Origin of the sequence: Streptomyces sp. NPDC051136 (assembly GCF_044455745.1) — a bacterium.
Classification (GTDB): domain Bacteria; phylum Actinomycetota; class Actinomycetes; order Streptomycetales; family Streptomycetaceae; genus Streptomyces.
The window spans coordinates 116600-132083 of record NZ_JBITFE010000005.1; the positions used below are offsets into that span (position 1 = coordinate 116600).

Annotated in this window: 16 protein-coding genes; 3 read left to right on the plus strand and 13 right to left on the minus strand. The window is 73.6% G+C overall.

Annotated elements, in window-relative coordinates; translation table 11 throughout:
• Positions 1-21: 21 nt before the first annotated feature.
• From ACIBCJ_RS15795 to ACIBCJ_RS15805, 3 genes are all read right to left on the minus strand, one after another.
• The gene (locus tag ACIBCJ_RS15795) at positions 22-1110 is read right to left on the minus strand and encodes a PDR/VanB family oxidoreductase (protein WP_365980116.1); all 1089 of its coding nucleotides are present in this window, start codon (positions 1108-1110) and stop codon (positions 22-24) included.
• A 98-nt stretch (positions 1111-1208) separates the two neighbouring features.
• Positions 1209-3140 carry a hypothetical protein gene (locus ACIBCJ_RS15800; RefSeq protein ID WP_365980117.1) on the minus strand — a complete coding sequence of 644 codons (1932 nt, stop codon included), beginning with the start codon at positions 3138-3140 and terminating at the stop codon, positions 1209-1211.
• Positions 3141-3200: 60 nt separating this feature from the next.
• Positions 3201-3716: a tetratricopeptide repeat protein gene (locus ACIBCJ_RS15805; protein WP_362103048.1), complete on the minus strand. Its 516-nt coding sequence runs from the start codon at positions 3714-3716 to the stop codon at positions 3201-3203.
• A 129-nt stretch (positions 3717-3845) separates the two neighbouring features.
• Here ACIBCJ_RS15805 and ACIBCJ_RS15810 point away from each other — a divergent pair, with 129 nt between their 5' ends.
• On the plus strand, positions 3846-4289 hold the full coding sequence (locus tag ACIBCJ_RS15810; RefSeq protein ID WP_362103046.1) for a hypothetical protein: 444 nt from the start codon (positions 3846-3848) through the stop codon (positions 4287-4289).
• 75 nt (positions 4290-4364) lie between these two features.
• Here the strand turns inward: ACIBCJ_RS15810 and ACIBCJ_RS15815 are convergent, their stop codons facing one another.
• From ACIBCJ_RS15815 to ACIBCJ_RS15850, 8 genes are all read right to left on the minus strand, one after another.
• Positions 4365-5876, minus strand: coding sequence for a DUF1996 domain-containing protein (locus ACIBCJ_RS15815; RefSeq protein WP_365980118.1), 1512 nt, complete (start codon positions 5874-5876; stop codon positions 4365-4367).
• Positions 5877-6035: 159 nt separating this feature from the next.
• Positions 6036-6689 carry a response regulator transcription factor gene (locus ACIBCJ_RS15820; protein WP_362103042.1) on the minus strand — a complete coding sequence of 218 codons (654 nt, stop codon included), beginning with the start codon at positions 6687-6689 and terminating at the stop codon, positions 6036-6038.
• Positions 6674-7960: a sensor domain-containing protein gene (locus ACIBCJ_RS15825; RefSeq protein WP_365980119.1), complete on the minus strand. Its 1287-nt coding sequence runs from the start codon at positions 7958-7960 to the stop codon at positions 6674-6676. The genes ACIBCJ_RS15820 and ACIBCJ_RS15825 overlap by 16 nt, the downstream gene beginning before the upstream one ends.
• A gap of 52 nt (positions 7961-8012) precedes the next feature.
• Entirely contained in the window at positions 8013-9047 is a 1035-nt protein-coding gene (locus ACIBCJ_RS15830; RefSeq protein ID WP_362103038.1) for an SDR family oxidoreductase, read from the minus strand.
• A 69-nt stretch (positions 9048-9116) separates the two neighbouring features.
• Positions 9117-9731: a winged helix-turn-helix domain-containing protein gene (locus ACIBCJ_RS15835; protein WP_365980120.1), complete on the minus strand. Its 615-nt coding sequence runs from the start codon at positions 9729-9731 to the stop codon at positions 9117-9119.
• Between the two features lie 340 nt (positions 9732-10071).
• Positions 10072-11001 carry a DUF6891 domain-containing protein gene (locus ACIBCJ_RS15840; protein ID WP_365980121.1) on the minus strand — a complete coding sequence of 310 codons (930 nt, stop codon included), beginning with the start codon at positions 10999-11001 and terminating at the stop codon, positions 10072-10074.
• Between the two features lie 41 nt (positions 11002-11042).
• Positions 11043-12074, minus strand: a complete 1032-nt coding sequence (gene glnII / locus ACIBCJ_RS15845; protein ID WP_362103032.1) for a glutamine synthetase — start codon at positions 12072-12074, stop codon at positions 11043-11045.
• A gap of 135 nt (positions 12075-12209) precedes the next feature.
• Complete coding sequence (locus ACIBCJ_RS15850) at positions 12210-12686, minus strand: MarR family transcriptional regulator (RefSeq protein WP_365980122.1); 477 nt, start codon at positions 12684-12686, stop codon at positions 12210-12212.
• A 115-nt stretch (positions 12687-12801) separates the two neighbouring features.
• Between ACIBCJ_RS15850 and ACIBCJ_RS15855 the strand changes: the two genes are divergently transcribed.
• Entirely contained in the window at positions 12802-13674 is an 873-nt protein-coding gene (locus ACIBCJ_RS15855) for an alpha/beta fold hydrolase (RefSeq protein WP_365980123.1), read from the plus strand.
• A gap of 3 nt (positions 13675-13677) precedes the next feature.
• On the opposite strand, the gene ACIBCJ_RS15860 is transcribed toward ACIBCJ_RS15855, so the two are convergent.
• A complete protein-coding gene (locus ACIBCJ_RS15860; RefSeq protein ID WP_365980124.1) occupies positions 13678-14415 on the minus strand; it encodes a hypothetical protein in 738 nt (245 codons plus the stop codon).
• A gap of 118 nt (positions 14416-14533) precedes the next feature.
• On the minus strand, positions 14534-14893 hold the full coding sequence (locus tag ACIBCJ_RS15865) for an arsenate reductase family protein (RefSeq protein WP_362103026.1): 360 nt from the start codon (positions 14891-14893) through the stop codon (positions 14534-14536).
• Between the two features lie 174 nt (positions 14894-15067).
• Between ACIBCJ_RS15865 and ACIBCJ_RS15870 the strand changes: the two genes are divergently transcribed.
• Complete coding sequence (locus tag ACIBCJ_RS15870; protein ID WP_362103024.1) at positions 15068-15382, plus strand: hypothetical protein; 315 nt, start codon at positions 15068-15070, stop codon at positions 15380-15382.
• The last annotated feature ends 102 nt before the right edge of the window (positions 15383-15484 follow it).

Sequence of the window (15484 nt, forward strand, 5' to 3'; positions counted from 1 at the left end):
ATCGGACCGGGCATCGGCGGTTCACATGTCGAGCACCAGCCGCGTACCCCGGCAGCGGGACACGCAGATGAGCATCGAGTCGCCCCGCTCCGAGTCGGTCAGCAGATCGTCCCGGTGATCGATCTCTCCCTCCAGCACCTTCTGTTGGCACGTCCCGCACCAGCCCTGCTCGCAGGAGTACGGGGTGTTCGGCAGCTCGGCGCGCACGGCGGCCAGCACCGAGGAGTCGCCGGACACGGTCAGCGTGCGCCCGCTGCGGTGCAGCTCGACCTCGAACTCCCCGTCGCCGTCGGCCGTGGTGCGCGGCGCGAACCGCTCCAGGTGCAGGGCGGCGCCGTCGGGGAGGCGCTCCGCCACGGCCGTCATCAGGCCCTCCGGGCCGCAGCAGTAGACGGCCGCGCCCTCGGGCAGGTCGGCAAGGAAGGCGCCGACGTCGGGCAGCCCGTCCTCGTCCTCGGGAACCACTGTGACATGGCCGCCGTCCGGGTCCAGCTTCTCGATCTCCTCCAGGAACGGCATCGACGCCCGCGTCCGGCCGCCGTACAGCAGCCGCCACTCGGTGCCCTCGGGCAGTGCCCGCAGCATCGGCAGCACGGGCGTGATGCCGATGCCCCCGGCGACGAACGCGTAGGCGGGTGCCTGGACCAGCGGGAAGCGGTTGCGCGGCCCGCGCACCTCCAGCTCGGTGCCCTCCTGCACCTGCTCGTGCAGCTCGCGCGAGCCGCCCCGCCCGTCCTCGACCAGCCGCGCGGCCACGGTGTACGACGAGGTGTCCTCCGGGTCGCCGCACAGCGAGTACTGCCGGACCAGGCCCGAGGGCAGCACCAGGTCCAGGTGGGCGCCCGGCTCCCAGCGCGGCAGATCCGTCCCCTCCAGGCGCAGCAGCACCACCCCGTCGGCCAACCGCTCGTGCGCGGTCACCAGCAGCGTCGACGCCGAGGAGCGGGACCGTCCCGTGGCCGGCGGGCGGGGGACGGAACCCGTGCCCGCCGGCGAGCCCGGTGTCCGGCGCCGCACCGCCCGGCCGACGACGAGCGCGGCACCGGCCGCGAGGAGCAGGACCGTCGGCCTCGGCCGCCGGGTGAACAGCGGAACAAGCTTGTTGGACATGGCGTCAATGTACTGACTGGTAGCTCGGTGCGGAACCCTTCTGCCGGTACTTGTTGACGTCAGTGTCAGCAAGCCGGGCGACGCCGTGTGCGCCCGGGCTAGCGCAGCCCGCCGATCGTCCGCCCGTCCTCCAGCGTCCCCGTCAGCTGGGCCCGCGCGCCCTGTTCGGCCTTCGCCGTCAGCAGGTTGCCGTCGGCGGAGTCGTCGATCCCGCCGGTGGCCTCGACCGACCTCGTGCCCCGGCTGCCCGCCGCGAGCAGGTACCAGTGCCCGCCCTCCGACTTCCACAGCACCCCGGCCAGCACGTGCGGGTCGCGCTCGCCGCACGCCGGCACGTCCTGCGCCTTCGCCGCCACCGCGCCCTGCGCCCCGCCCGGCGTCCGGAACTGCGCCAGCACCCGCGTCCCGTCACCGCGCCAGGTCTCGGCGCGGGTGCACACCCACGCGCCCGACCCCGTCCCGTCGGGCAGCGGCTGCGCCGCGAACTCCCAGGCGTTCACCGAGCGCACCCCCTGCCCGCGCACCGTGCCCAGCGAGCAGGCGTACGGCGCCCAGGCGGCCAGCGCCTTCGCGCCCGAGGCGTCCTTCGCCGCACCGGGACGACCGGTGGTGAGCCGGGCCGGCACCAGCTCGCCCAGGTCACTCACCACCCGGGTGTGCGAACCGTCGGTCAGCTCCAGCACGTTCCACGACGTGCACGCACCGGACCGCTGCTGCACCGGGCTGGCCAGCGGGGACGTCACCCCGTCGGTGAGCGTCAGCTCCCTGGTGCCGGAGACCGGCTCGACGAGATCCCGCCCGGTCACCCCCGTCACCCAGGGTGCCGTCAGGTAGCGGACGTTGCCGTCGGCCCGGCCCAGGACCACCGCGGTCGCCTCGGCACGGCCCGCCCCGTCGGTCCGTGCGAAGTCCAGGGCGGCGCCGGCGGAACCGTCCTTCGGCTCGGCGTACCTGACCAGGCGCAGCCCGTCGTGCAGGACGACCACCCGGGCGTTGTCCACCTCCCCGGCGTACAGCAGCTGCGGCGGGCCCGCGGGACCGCCGGTCGCGGTCCCCGGCGTCGCGGACACCCCGACGCTCTCGCCGGGCCGGGCCCAGACGGCCAGGGCGCGGCGCAGCAGCTCCACGTCGCCGGTGAGCCCACCCCGCGCCGGCCACACCGAGAAGTCGGTGCGCGCGGACGTCTCCCAGGCGGCGGGCGCGGCCTTCGTGAGCCTGCCGGGATCCAGCGCGGCCTCGGCCGCCGGGTTGCGCGCCCAGGACGGGGCGGCGGCGCCGTCCGGCCCCCACCCGTCCCCGGGCAGCCCGAGCAGCGCCCCGCACACCACCAGCGCGGCTCCGGCGACCAGCGCGGCCCTGGTGTGCTGACGCCGGCGCAGCAGATCGGTCGGCCTGGCCTGCAGCGAGCAGGGGTCGAACTCGGGCGAGCCGAGCAGCCCGTACCGGCCCGGCACCCCGTCCGCCTCCCGCAGGGCCGCCTCCGGGTCGGCGACCCCGGCGGCGTCGAGCAGCTGCCGCACCCCGTCGTCGGGCAGCCGCTCCAGGCCGCGCAGCACGTACGCCGCCCGGCCCGGCCCGGAGAGCGCGGACAGCCGCTGGTCCAGCGCGAGTTCGTCGGCGCCGCCGGAACGCGGGAAGAGCTTGAGGCCCCGCACGTGCGGCAGCAGCGGCGGCAGCTGGGACCGCCGCGGCCACGCCCGGCGCCGCAGCGGCAGCCCGGCCTCCAGCGCCGTACGCACCACGCGCAGCCGGACCAGGGCGTACCCGGGGTCGACCGCCCGGCCGGTGGACTGGGCCGGGATCACCGGGGTCGTCGTCCGGTTCCGGGGCAGGGCGCGCTGGGTGAGGGCGTGCGCGGTCAGCACCCGGCGGCTGCGGCCGAGGCCCGGCGGCAGCACCAGGTAAGCCAGCCGGGCCAGGCGCGGATAGTGCTCGACGAGCGCGGCCTCGGCCTGCTCGACGTCCACCACCGGGTCGGCCGGGGAGGCGGCGGACGGTGCGGGGCGCGGGGCGACATCCTGTGGCTGCACGTTCAGCAGAACGAGCGAACGGGGCGATGGTCACCGTGGGGCCGCCCCCGCCGGGGCGCGCTACTCCGCTTCCGGCTCCACCAGGAGGCGCGCGTAGTGGGCCATCGACCGCTGGTAGCGGGGCAGATGGGGGGCCAGCGCGCCGAGCACCAGGGCCAGGCCCTCCCGGTCGCGGCCCATGCTCGACAGGCACAGCGCGAGCACGGCCCGCACGGCGTCGTCCAACTCGTCCGACGGTGCGACCAGTTCCGGCGAGAGCAGCTTCACGCCCTCCTCCGGGTGCCCGGTGTTCCGCAGGGAGCTGGAGAGCTGGATCTTCGCCCGGCGCCCCTTGTAGGGGCTGGCCTCGGAGAGTCCGCGCTCCAGTGCCTCGCGGTACAGCGGCACGGCACGGTCGGAGTGGCCGGTGGAGTCCCAGGCGCAGGCCCGCTCGAACAGGCCGAGGGGGCTGTCGGCCGGCAACTCGTCTGCGAGGGCGTCGACGACCGCACGGAAGTCGGCGGCATCGTCCTCGGCGTAGTCGTCGAAAGCCGCCCAGGCGGCCGTCACGCGCTGTTCCCAGTCCTGGTCCACCACGCCACTCTCGCACGGTCCCGGCACAAGAGCACCCGGGTTCCTGAGTACTTCGCGCGTCGCGCCCGTATCGATGGCGAGAGCCCTCGGGGGCTCCGTGCGGCATGTCGCCCCAGCGGACCGGAGGAACACATGAGGCTGACCCGACCGATGCTCGCGGCGGCCGCCCTTGCGGCGGTCCTCACGCTGGCCGGCTGCGGCGCCGACGGGGACGGCGAGGCCGCCGTGCCCGAGACGGCGACCGGCAGTCTGGAACACCTGGCCGTCGAGGCGAAGTGCACGCCCGACCTGCAGACCGATGCCGACACCATCCGCCAGGCCCTGTGCGGGAAGGGCGACGGGAAGTACGTCCTCGCCACCTTCGCCACCGACCGCGGCCAGCGCGAGTGGATCAACACGGCCAAGGACTACGGCGGTTACTACCTCGTCGGCCGCAAATGGGTCGCCGTCGGCCACGAGGACGTGGTCGCCGACCTGCGCGGCCGGCTCGGCGGCACCCTGGAGCAGGGCGCCCGGCACGGCGGCGACGGCGGTCACCCGGCGGGGCACGGCGAGCACGCCGGACACACCGGCTGACCGGGCGCGTGACACGAGGAGGGCCGGTGGCGGATCTCCGCCACCGGCCCTCTCACGCGTGCCGGACCTGGACCGCTACTGGCAGTCCTCGCCGCGGTTGATGCAGTCGACCACCTCGTTCATCAGGTCCTCGTCCATGACGTTGATGAAGTCGTTGTGGTCGGTGATGGGCTTGTGCAGCTGCTCCGGGAAGCTGTCCACGGCGTACGGGTTCTGCACCTGGCCGTTCTCGACGGTCGGGGCGGGGATGTCGTACGCGAGGCGGATCTGCAGCTGGGGGACGGCCTGGAAGCCGTTCGCGCAGCTGCCGTCCTCCTGGACGAACGCCATGTGGTCCCGGTGGTTGGCGCTGTCGATGTTCTGGCCGTCCCAGCAGCTCTGGAAGTTGATCGTGCGCAGCACCTGACTGCCCTCGGGGCACAGCGGGTACTTGTCCGTCACCTGGCGGTCCTCGAAGCCCGAGCAGCTCCACGAGGAGTTGGCGTTGGCGTCGCCGTTGGTGAAGGACTTGGCGTCGCCGGTGATGACGCGCAGGAACTTCGGCATCGCGACCACGTCGCCCTGCCGGCTGCCGACGAACTTGATCTCTGCCTGGGCCGGCTTGAGGATCTTGCCGATGTTGCCCTCCGCGCCACCGCCCTGGTCGCCCGCGTCGAACTCCTGCGTACCGTCCTGGAGGCGCAGCACCGGCCAGTAGTACGTGGACTTGTCGCCCTGGTTCTGGCAGGAGGTGTCCGCGGCCGCGAGGTCCTGGTCGCTGGAGAAGGCGTCGTTGTCCTGGTTGCCGACGTAGTCGTGGGTGTGGTGCGCGCCGTTGTCGACACCCGGGGCGGCGATCAGGTTGTCGCTGTTGAACAGGTTGTTCTCGTTGACGCCGCACTCGGTGGTGAAGGTGCCGGTGGAACCGCCGTCGCCGTTCGCGGCGAGACCGTTGCGGCTGTTGCGGGAGTTCGGCTGGACGTCGTTGATGTCGATGAAGTCGTCGGCGACCGGACCGGCGACACCATTGCCGTTGTCGTCCTGGTTCTGGCCGTCCCCGTTCTGGTCTCCGCCGTCCTGGCCGTCTCCGCCGTTCTGCCCGTCTCCGCCGTTCTGGCCGCCGCCGTTCTGCATCTGGTCGGCGGGACGGCCCTGGCATCCGGCCAGCTCGTCCAGGTTGTCGTCGGCCCGGCCGCCGGCCCGGTTGATCTCCAGCTGGATCCGGTCGATGATCGCCTTCCGGCGTTCCTTGAGCGGGCCGAGAATGCTGTTGCCGACGAACTGCGCGTCACCCGCCTGCGCCCGCCGTGTCGTGGCGAGACGCTGGTAGGCGTCGGTGATCTGGCTGTCCATCGTGGCCAGTTCGCCATCCACCTCTCCGCGCGCCCGGTCCGGCACGTCCCGGATCTGCTGACCGACGTCGGGGCAGTCGATCGTCGCGACCTGCGCGGCGGCCGACCTGGTCCGGTTGTGGCCCCCGTGCTCCTCGTGCGCCGAAGCATAGAAGTTGGCCCAGACCAGCCCGCCCCCGCCGACCGCCAGGGCCGCCGCCCCGGCAACGATCTTGGTGGCCAGCGGCGTACGGCGTTTTCTTGTGTTGCGTCCCATGGAACTCCTCTGACTTCCTTGCGGGGGCATCGCTTGCGGGGCATCGAGGGCGCCCGACAGGAGTGAAGCGGCTCCCCTTCATACGGAAGCCGCTCCGGAGGTGTTCACCCGTGGCGGGAATTGCCGGGTCCCGTGGGACGGGCGGGACGCGTGAGAAGGTCAGCGACCGCGGTCCAGATACGCCAGAACCGCCAGCACACGGCGGTTGTCGTCGTCCGAGACCTCCAGACTCAGCTTCGCGAAGATGTTCGCCGTGTGCTTCGCGATCGCCCGCTCCGTGACGACGAGCTTGCCGGCGATCGCCGCGTTGGTCCGGCCCTGCGCCATCAGTTCCAGCACCTCCAGCTCACGGGGGGTGAGCCGCTCCAGCGGCCGGTCCTCCGCCGCACGCCGGCTGAGCAGCTGCTGGATGACCTGCGGGTCCATCGCGGTACCGCCCGCCGCCACCCGGCGCACGGCGTCCACGAACTGCTCCGCGTCGAACACCCGGTCCTTGAGCAGGTAACCCACTCCGCCGCTCCCGTCGGCCAGCAACTCGCGCGCGTACAGCTGCTCCACGTGCTGGGAGAGGACCAGGACCGGCAGCCCGGGCTTGTTGCGGCGGGCCTCCAGCGCGCACTGCAGGCCCTCGTCGGTGAGCGTGGGCGGCAGCCGGACGTCGACCACGGCCACGTCCGGCTCCAGCTCGGCCAGGGCCCGGGACAGCTCCGGGCCGGTCTCGACGGCCGCGGCGATCTCGAAGTCGTGGGCCTCCAGGAGCCGGACCAGTCCGTCGCGCAGCAGGAACAGGTCTTCGGCTAGGACAACGCGCAAGGGATCTCCATGGTGACCATGGTGGGGCCGCCCGCGGGCGAGCTGACGGCCAGGACGCCGTCGAATGTACCCAGTCGCCGCTCCACCCCGGCCAGGCCCGAACCCGCCCCGATCACCGCGCCGCCCCTGCCGTTGTCGGTGACCGAGACGCGCAGGTTCCCCTCGTGGTGGTGCACGTCGACCCACATCCGGTCGGCGCCGGAGTGCTTCACGGCGTTGGTGAGGACCTCGCTGACCGCGAAGTACGCGGCCGACTCGACGGGTGCCTCGGCGCGGCCGGGCAGGTCCACGTCGACCTCGACGGCGACCGGCAGGCGCAGCGCCAGGGCGCGCACCGCGTCGCCGAGCCCGCGCTCCGCGAGCACCGGCGGGTGGATGCCGCGCACCAGCTCACGCAGCTCGGTCAGGGCGTCGGCGGAGGAACGCCGGGCCTGCGCCAGCAGTTCCCTGGCCTTGCCCGGGTCCTTCTCCAGCAGCGCCTCGACGGTGCCCAGGTCCATGCCCATGGCGACCAGCCGCGCCTGCGCCCCGTCGTGCAGGTCGCGTTCGATGCGGCGCAGTTCGGCGGCGGAGGTGTCCACGGCGTCGCGCCGGGTCTCGGTCAGCACCCGTACCCGCTCGGCGAGTTCGGTCTGGCCCGAGCGGAGGAGCGCACCGGTGAGCCGGAAGTGGGCCCGCAGCGCGAGCGGGCCGAGCCAGGCGGCGGCGACGAGGAGGACGGCGCCCAGGGCGGCGGCGTACAACGCGGTGGTCTGGTCGGACACGGGCACGAAGCCGTACCAGTAGGTGTCGTCCCAGACCCGCCACAGCCCGGCCGCGAGCGTGAACCCCTCCAGCGGGTACACCACCAGCGCGAAGGCCAGCAGCGCGGTGACGAAGCCCGCCGTCATGTCGACCGGGAGCCAGCGGAGGTCCCGCCAGGTCGCCGGGTCACGGAGCATCCCGAAGGTGCGCGTCCACGGATTGGCGCCCTCGGGCAGCGGCCGGTAGGCACGCTGGATGCGCACCCCGCCCCACTCGGCGGCGAGCAGCCGCCGCCAGTCCGCGAACATCCGCACACCGGTCAGCACGTACGGCGTGGTGACGATGCCGACGCCGATCGGGACGAGGGCGACGGACACCAGGGTCAGGCAGAAGCAGAGCACCGCCCCGGGCAGGGAGATGAACGTCAGGGCCAGTCCCCGCACGGCCGCCGGCGCCATGCCCCGCGTCCGCGTCGTGCGCTCGGGGGGCCGGGTCCGCCGGGTGCCGCTCTTCGTGTCGATGCTCATGACGGCAGTCTCGCCGAGACGGCGGCCCGGGGCACGGGGCCGGGCACCCCGGTCAGGGGGTGGTGCCAGGTACACCTCCGCCGGGTCGGGTGGTGTCGGCCGCGAGGATTCTCGCCTCCGTCTCAGGGTCGAGGCCGACCGGCGGCCGGTCGGGGCGCTGCGGCGCGGTACCGCCGATGCCCCGCAGCCAGGACCAGGTGTCGGCCACCGTGTCACCGACCGGGCGGCAGGACAGGCCCGTGGCCAGGGCACGGGAGACGTCCGCGCCCTGAAGCGCGTCGTGCAGGTCGCTGCCCGGCGGCGTCCACACCGGCAGCCGGCCCCACGGCTCGACGCCGGCGGCGAGCACCGTCTCGGGGGCCGTCCAGCGCAGCTCCGCCGCGCCGCCGGTGGCCCTCGCACAGGCGTCGAGCAGTCCGCCCATGGTGGTGTGCCCCGGCCGGGAGGCGAGGTTGTACGGTCCGCCCAGCTCCCGGTCGACCGCGCCGAGCGTCCAGTCGGCGAGGTCGCGGACGTCGACGTACTGCAGGGGCAGGTCCCGCGGGCCGGGCGCGAGGACCGGGCCGCCGCGGGCGACCCGGTTCAGCCACCACGGCAGCCGGCCGACGTTCTCGTACGGGCCGAGGATCAGCCCGGCCCGCACCAGCACCGACCGGTCCGCGCCGAAGGTCTCCACGGCGGCCAGCTCGGCACCCCGTTTGTCCCGGGCGTAGTCGCGCTGCCCGGCGTCCGCCGAGGCGCCCTCGACGAGCGGGGCGTCCTCGGTGTACCCGGCGGGCGGCGCCCAGGCGTACACCGAGCAGCTCGACACGTACACGTACCGTCCGGCGCGGCCCCGCAGCAGCCGCGCCGCGTCCCGCACCGCGCGGGGCGCCGCCGACCAGGTGTCGACGACGGCGTCCCAGGTGCCCTCGGCCAGGGCGGCGAGCCCGTCGGGCGCGGTGCGGTCGCCGTGCAGCGCCCGCACCCCGGGCGGCGGGGCGTGCCGTCCGCGGTGCAGGACGGTCACCTGCCACCCGCGGCCGAGCGCCGCCTCGGCCACGGCCCGCCCCACGAACTCCGTACCGCCCAGCACCAGTAGCCTCATGCCGCCACTGTGCCGGGCGCGGGCTTCGCGGGGAACGGTCCTCTGCCGTCGGCAGAGGGGCGGCCGGGGTCAGCGGCCGGTGGGCGGCGTGTACTTGTAACCGACCCGGCGCACCGTCTGGATCGTCTGCCGGTGTTCCGCGCCGAGCTTCCGGCGCAGCCGGGCCACGTGCACGTCGACGGTGCGGCCGTCGCCCACGTGTCCGTAGCCCCACACCGTGGTGACCAGCTGGTCGCGGGTGTGGACCCGGTGCGGATGCGCGACGAGATGGGCGAGCAGTTCGAACTCCAGGTAGGTCAGGTCGAGTTCGCGGCCCTCCACGGCCGCGGTGCGCCGGGCCGGGTCGATCCGGACGAGCGGGTTCTCGCCCGGGACCTGTCCTCGGGCCGGGCTGTGCGCCGGGGGGCCCGCGATCCGGTCCCGGCTCCGGTCCGGGTCCCCGAAGGGCGGCTGCTGGTCGGCCGGGACGAGCACCAGGTAGCCGACCATCGGCGGGTGACCCGGCAGCGCCGGGAGGGTGTGCGGGGGCGCGGGCAGCCAGGTGGCGCCCGGCGGCAGCAGGTCGGCGACGTTCACCACCTCGTCCGGATCGACGGCGCGCAGCCGGTGCCGTGGGCTGCCGGAGTCGGGACGGGCGGCGGGGGAGCCGAGGGTGACGGTGGACAGGGAACGGGGGGTCGCCATGAGACGTCAGCTCTTTCGCGCGAGAGGTTCGTCGGGAGGGGCGACGGGCGCGAGTTCGTGGTCGGGCGCGTCGCGGGACGTACGTCGTGCGCACCGGCGGCAGGCGCGGAAGGCCTGGGAGTTCGGCTTCCTAGCGGGCCGGCGCGATCGTCGCGCGGCAACACACCCGGTCGAAGTCGTCGTGCTGACGGGAAGGCCAGAAGGGCTCGAGGTCATGGCGACCCGTCGCTGCGTACTTCCGGAAGCTGGCCATGGGCCCATTGAAGCAGACGGCGGCGGGGGAGAGGAGAGTCCTCTCAGTGCGTGGACGCCGACTGGCCTGATCCGGACGTCGAAACGGTCACCCCACCAGCCGTTTGCGCCAGTTCAGCGGGGCGACCTCGATCGCCCGGCCCGGGTCGCCGTCCCACTGCGTGGACAGGCCGGAGTCCGCGAACGCCGCCACGACCTCGTGCCCGACGGCCGTGGTCGTCTCCTCCGAGCCGTCGAAACCGCCGTAGTGCAGCATGAGCCCGTGGCCCTCGGCGGCGGCCTCGGTGCTCTGCCGGTGGAAGAAGACGAAGCCCCGGGCGCCCCGGCGCTCCGCGCCGATCTCCGCCGTGCCGCAGCCCCGGCAGCAGGTGAAGTTCTCCCGGGCGGTGATACCGGCCCCGTCCAGGGCCTCGAAGACCCGGGTGAGCCGGTCCGGGTCGGTGCTCTCCCCGCCCCAGCTCTCCTGCTCGGCCACCTGCTCCAGCCACAGCCGGTCCACCAACTGCCGGGCCTGGTCGCGGGAGACCGGCCGCTCGCCGTACTCGCCGCCGACGAGGTGTTCCTCCGCGATCTGCACCAGCACCTTGCGGGTGTCGTACCCGCAGCGCAGCCGCTCCCGGATCAGCCGCTCCGTCTGCCGCCGGACCTCGTCCGGCAGCTCCGGAACGTCCTCGCGGGGCCCGAGGTCGACCGCCTCCCAGACGACGCCCGCCTCCCATCCGGGCTCCTGGCGGGCCCAGCCGGTCAGGAGCCCGGCCACGCGGTGCGGATCGCCGAGGTCGGCACCGAAGAACGCGTCCACGGCGGCCCGGTACTCGAACCGGTACCCCTCGCCGTCCTCGTGCCACACCTGGGCGAACACGTCGGGGATGTCCGGTATCCGCTGCACCACCAGGAAGCGGTCGCCGGCACGGCCGATCCGCGCGACCAGCTCCCGCAGCTCCGCCGCCCGCAGCCCGGTGTGCGTCCGCCCGTTCTCCGTCTCGACCTTGAGGGCGAGGACATCGTCGATCTCCATGTCCCCACCCTCGCACGCGCCACTGACGGCGCGGGCCGGTCTCAGACCTGGCCGGCCTTCTCCAGCGCCGTGCAGCAGGTGTCGACGAGCAGCCGCGTCACCACGTACGGGTCGACGTTGGCGTTGGGGCGGCGGTCCTCGATGTAGCCCTTGCCGTCCTTCTCGACCTGCCACGGGATGCGCACCGAGGCGCCGCGGTCGGAGACGCCGTAGGAGTACTCGTTCCACGGGGCGGTCTCGTGCAGGCCGGTGAGGCGGTCGTCGATGCCGGCGCCGTAGTTCTTGACGTGGTCCATCGGCTTGGAGCCCTCACCGAGGGACTCGGCGGCCGTGATGATCGCGTCGTAACCCTCGCGCATCGCCTTGGTGGAGAAGTTGGTGTGCGCGCCCGCGCCGTTCCAGTCGCCCTTGACCGGCTTGGGGTCGAGGGTGGCGGAGACCCCGAAGTCCTCGGCCGTGCGGTAGAGCAGCCAGCGGGCCACCCACAGCTGGTCGGAGACCTCCAGCGGCGCCAGCGGGCCGACCTGGAACTCCCACTGGCCGGGCATGACCTCGGCGTTGATGCCGGAGATGCCGAGACCGGCCTTGAGGCAGTTCTCCAGGTGCGCCTCGACGACGTCGCGGCCGAAGATCTCGTCCGAGCCGACACCGCAGTAGTAGCCGCCCTGCGCGGCCGGGAAGCCGCCCTCGGGGAAGCCGAGCGGGCGGGCGCCCTTGAAGAAGGTGTACTCCTGCTCGATGCCGAAGATCGGCTCCTGCGCGGCGAAACGCTCGGCCAGCTCGGCCAGTTCGGCGCGGGTGTTGCTCGGGTGCGGCGTCATGTCCGTGTCGAGGACCTCGCACAGCACCAGGATGTCGTCGCCGCCGCGGATCGGGTCGGGGCAGGAGAAGACCGGCCTCAGCACGCAGTCCGAGGAGTTGCCCTCGGCCTGGTTGGTGGAGGAGCCGTCGAAGCCCCAGACGGGCAGCGCGTCCAGGCCGGCCGGAGCATCCGTGATGATCTTCGTCTTGGAACGGAGCTTGGCCGTCGGCTCGGTGCCGTCGATCCAGATGTACTCGGCCTTGAAGGTCACGGGGGCCACATCCTTCGGGGTGGTCTGGGCGCTCTCGCGGGTGCTGCGGCGCTGGGCGGCAGGGGCGCCGCGTCTACTGCCGTGCAGCGTGCCAACGGGCGATTTCCCGACCGTTGCCCGTGTGTGAACCCCGTGTTACCCGGGCTCGTTGTGGTGCGACTCACTCACGTCGTCGCCGGCCGCCTCCCGCATGCCGGTCAGGAAGTGCTCGATCGCGGCCCGTTCGCGTGCGTCGTATCCACTCAGCAGCTCCACGGCGCGGGCGATCAGCGGCCCGAAGTGGGACCAGCCCAGCGCGACCGCGTGCTCGTCCACCTCGACGGTGACCTTGCGCCGGTCCCGCTCGTCACGCACCCGCCGCACGTGCCCCGCCCGCTCGAGGCGGTCCACCAGCGCCGTCGTCCCCGCCGAGTTCAGCCCGAGCGCGGCGCCCAGGTGCCCGGCGGTCAGCGCCTCGCCCGCCCGCGCGGCGTCCATGAGCGTGATGAGCGCGCGGACGTCGGTGGGGTGCATGCCGTTGCGCTGAGCGAACCGCGCACTGTGCGCGCCCAGTTCCACGGTGAGCGCCCGCAACAGGTGGACGATCTCCATCTCCGGTCCCCGGTCGGACATCCGGCACCCTCCTTCACGATCATCTCGCTCGACAAGTATCTCGTTCGGCGAGATACTAGCGGGGACGCAGGGAAATGCAGGGACCAGGGGAGCGAACGGGACAGGGGGCACGCCCATGAGCGCGCGCGGTTCGTACGACGCAGGCCGATTCCACGACGCCTACGACAAGGTCATGGCCAAGTGGCCCGCGGGGACCGAGGCGGTGACCGTGCCCACCCCGTTCGGTCAGACGCACGTCCACGTGACCGGCCCGGCCGACGGCCGCCCCCTCGTCCTGCTGCCGGGCGGCGGCGCGGCCACCTCCGCGTCCTGGTACGCCCAGGCCGCCGAGCTGTCCCGCACCCACCGCGTGCACGCCGTCGACCTGATCGGTGCCCCCGGGCGCAGCCTCCCGGCCGGCGACCGGCACCCCCGTACGGTCGCCGACCTCACCGGCTGGCTGGACGCGCTCCTCGACGGCCTAGGCATCGCCGAGACCGACCTCGGCGGGCACTCCTACGGCGCCTGGATCGCCCTGCACCACGCCTTGCACGCACCCGGCCGGGTACGCCGCCTGTTCCTCCTGGACCCGACCCAGTGCTTCGCCGGGCTCAAGGCGGCCTACCTGCTGCACGCGCTGCCGATGCTGCTGCGGCCCACGCCCCGCCGGGTGCGCGCCTTCCTGGACTGGGAGACGGGCGCGACCCCGCTCGACGCCGACTGGCTCGCCCTCCAGGAGGCCGCCGCCGGCTTCCCGGAGCGCAGGCCGGTCACCGGGCCGCGCCCGGCCCCGCAGGCCCTGCGCGCCCTCGACGTGCCGGTCCTGCTGCTCCTGGCCGGGAACAGCAGGACGCACGACGCCGCCGAGGTGGTGGCCCGGGCGCGGACCCTGCTGCCGCACGCGGAGACGGTGGTCCTGCCGGACGTGTCCCACCACGCGCTGCCGCAGTCCGCGCCGTCCGGACTGGGGCAGCGCCTCGGCGGCTTCCTCGCCGCACCGGCCGGCTGATCGTCAGCCGACCTTCTCGATCAGCGCGCGCCGGATCAGGAACTTGCCCTCCTCCCGCACCTGTTCGAACGCCGCGTTGTTGAGGAGCGCGCAACTGCCCGAGACCGAGGTGACCTCGACGGTCGTGGATTTGCCGTTGTCGAGGTTGGTCACCCGTAGCTCGGTGCCCACCGGGAACTGGTTGCTGGAGGCGGCGGGCGCGCCGCCCTCGCCGGAGAGGGTGACGGTGGAACCGGCGCAGACCTGCTCGCCAGCCTGGTCGCCTGCCTGCCCGGCCCCGCCGGCCTGGTCGCCGGCCTGCTCTCCGGTCTCCTGCCCGGTGTCTCGGCCGGCGTCCTGGCCCGCCTCCTGCCCGGCCTGCGGCGGCTGCGCGGACGGGGAGCCGCTCTGGGCCGGCGGCGCGGCCTGGGAGTCCTGAGCCGACTCCCCGACCGCGCAGCCCGACGCCGCCTGCTTGCGCTCGATCTCCGCGACGACCGCCTCGCGGTTCTCGATCCGGGCCTGGGACAGCGCGTCGGGTTCGGCCCGCTGGCCCTCGATGAACCGCTGGTTGTTGCCGAGCGCGGTGGCCAGCCCCTGGCAGACGCCCGAGTCCCGGGCGGCCGTCGTCCGCGCCTCCTGGGTGGTCTGCGCGGCGTTCGAGGCGTTCGCCATGACGAAGGCGCCGCCGCCGGCCACCGTGGCGGCGCCCACCAGTAGCGCGATCTTCTTCTTCGTGCCGAGAGTTCTCCTGCGCGACATGCGCGCCTCCTGAAGAGGTAGGGGAGCGTACGCCGCTATGTACGAGATACCGAACGGAGTTGCTCACCGGTCGCGTCGACGCGCGCACGTAACCTGTGTCACACTCTCGGTTCCCGGACTACCGGGACAGGGCCTCCCGGACCGCCTCGTCGGTGCGCCCCACCACGGCCGTCCCGTCGTCCGCCGTGATGATCGGCCGCTGGATCAGCTTCGGGTGACCGGCGAGCGCGGAGATCCAGCGGTCGCGTGACGCCTCGTCGCGGGGCCAGTCCTTCAGGCCCAGTTCCTTGGCGGCCGCCTCCTGGGTGCGGGTGATGTCCCACGGTTCGAGCCCGAGCCGGGTGAGCACCTCGCGGATCTCGTCCGCGCTCGGCACGTCCTCCAGGTAACGGCGGACGGTGTAGTCGGCCCCTTCGGCGTCGAGCAGGCTGATCGCGCTGCGGCACTTCGAACAGGCCGGATTGATCCAGATCTCCATGCCGCACACGGTAACCGGAGGGGTGCGCGAACTCGTTCACCACGGGGGTCACAGCGGCCCCGAAAGCCCTTGTGCGCAGGGGCTTTTGTCAGTGGGGGGCGGTAAAATAGAAGCAGTGTTCGAGGGTGTCGCCGGGTGGTCCGACGGCGCCCCGACCGCGACAGGAGGATGCCCGTGCCCGCTGCCGCACTGAAGCCGAAGCCGCTGCCCACCCAGTCCACCGCCAAGCGGCCCGTCCTGCTCGACCTGCCGTACGAGCCCGTGGAGAAGCGTCCGCTGCCGGCGGGCCGCCCCCGCGAGTGGTACGTGTCGCACAACCGCCGGCTCAAGGCGATGCGCCTCGCCATCGCCCTGCTGGACTCCGGCGTCTACCTGCCCGCCCAGGCGCGCGACGAGAGGATCCGGAGCGCCGCGCTGACCATCGGGGTCCACCCGCCGTCGGACACCACGTGCCACATGGTGCGGGCGTTGATGCGGTACTCGCGGTGACCTCGGCGCCGGGTGCCGTGTCGTCCACGGTGCCCGGCGCTCGTGCCACCGGCCCTGGGGGCTGCCGCCCCCGGGTCCCCACTTCGGCCCTGACGGGCCTTG